The sequence below is a fragment of the Dellaglioa sp. CoH-56-MRSF-10 genome (genome assembly GCF_056782175.1).
The window spans coordinates 1-1,430 of record NZ_JBXAYF010000016.1; the positions used below are offsets into that span (position 1 = coordinate 1).

2 protein-coding genes are annotated in these 1,430 nt (G+C 34.5%); both read left to right on the forward strand.

What is annotated here, in order from left to right:
• Positions 1-48 precede the first annotated feature (48 nt).
• Complete coding sequence (locus AC1RP4_RS07580; RefSeq protein ID WP_481761995.1) at positions 49-534, forward strand: helix-turn-helix domain-containing protein; 486 nt, start codon at positions 49-51, stop codon at positions 532-534.
• Between the two features lie 26 nt (positions 535-560).
• Positions 561-1,400 carry an IS3 family transposase gene (locus tag AC1RP4_RS07585; protein ID WP_481761996.1) on the forward strand — a complete coding sequence of 280 codons (840 nt, stop codon included), beginning with the start codon at positions 561-563 and terminating at the stop codon, positions 1,398-1,400.
• Positions 1,401-1,430 lie beyond the last annotated feature (30 nt).

The following is a 1,430-nucleotide window of genomic DNA, read 5'->3' on the forward strand; positions in this document are numbered from 1 at the left end:
TGAAGTGAACCCCCTGAGTTGGAGAAATCTAACTCAGGGGGTTTTACTATGTTCACAGTTGAAATAAAGAAAAAAGTTCTAAAAGAATATTTGAAAGGTAAACCAGCCGGTTTACTAATGAAGAAGTATGGAATCAAGGGATCTGCAACTATTTATCAATGGTTGGATCATTTTAAAATGTTTGGGATTCAAGGCTTAGAAAATAATTTAGGGAAGACATTTTATGATTATTCCTATAAAATGAAGGTCATTCACTGGCGATTAAAACATAGGGCTTCTTTTCCGGTTACAGCACGTCATTTTAAAATTAAGAATCCTGTCGTGATTTGGGACTGGGAAAAGAAACTGGTACAAGGTCGCTTAAAAACTTCAAAAGGAAAACTGCCTAAAATGACTAAATCAAAAAATCCAAAAACTTCAAAACAATTACAAGAAGAAAATGACTTTCTAAGGGCACGGGTAGCGTACTTGGAAAAATTGGACGCCTTAATACAGAAAAAACAAAGATTAAAAACCAAGAAAAAGCCCAGATAATCACTGAGTTAAGGTGTGAATTACAGATTAAGTTGGCAACCGTATTAAAAGCTGGACTGATGTCCAGCAGTAGCTACCATGATGCTTGTAAACGAGAGTACCAACAAGATTCAAAAGAACTGATTGAAACGATTAAAACAATTTGTGAAGGGCATTCTGATTATGGGTATCGTCCCGTAACAAGTGAGTTACGTAACATAGGCATTAAAATCAATCACAAAACCGTGTTGAGAATAATGCGAGAAAACAAACTCCTATGTCACGCTTACGAACGAAAAACGAAAAGATATAATTCATATAAAGGAACTGTTGGTAAAATAGCTTCCAATCTTTTAAACCGACGTTTTAAGACTGATAGATCCTATCAAAAAATAGTAACTGATGTCACTGAACTACGATGGGGAAATAAAAGTACAAATGAAAGAGCTTATTTTACGGCATATATTGATTTATTTAATAGTGAAGTCCTTCAATGGTCAATTAGCCTCCACCCAACGGTGGAGTTTGTGACAGAACCACTAAAACGGTTAATCAATAAACGTTCAAATCTCAGTTATCGAATGACAGTTCACTCTGATCAAGGATTTCAATATCAGAACAGCCGTTATACAGAGATTATCAAATCAGCAAAAATTTTTCAAAGTATGAGTCGCAAAGCGACTTGTTTAGATAATGCATGTGCTGAAAGCTTCTTTCATATTTTAAAAGTTGGGACAGTTCATAATCACGATTATGCGACATACGAAGCTTTAAAAGTAGCCATAAAAAATTATATTGATTATTACAATCATAAAAGAATTAAAATAAAACTGGCCGGTATGTCTCCGATTGAATATCGAAAACATACCGACCAGATGATCGCTTAATATTTACTCCAACTTTTGGGGTTCACTTCA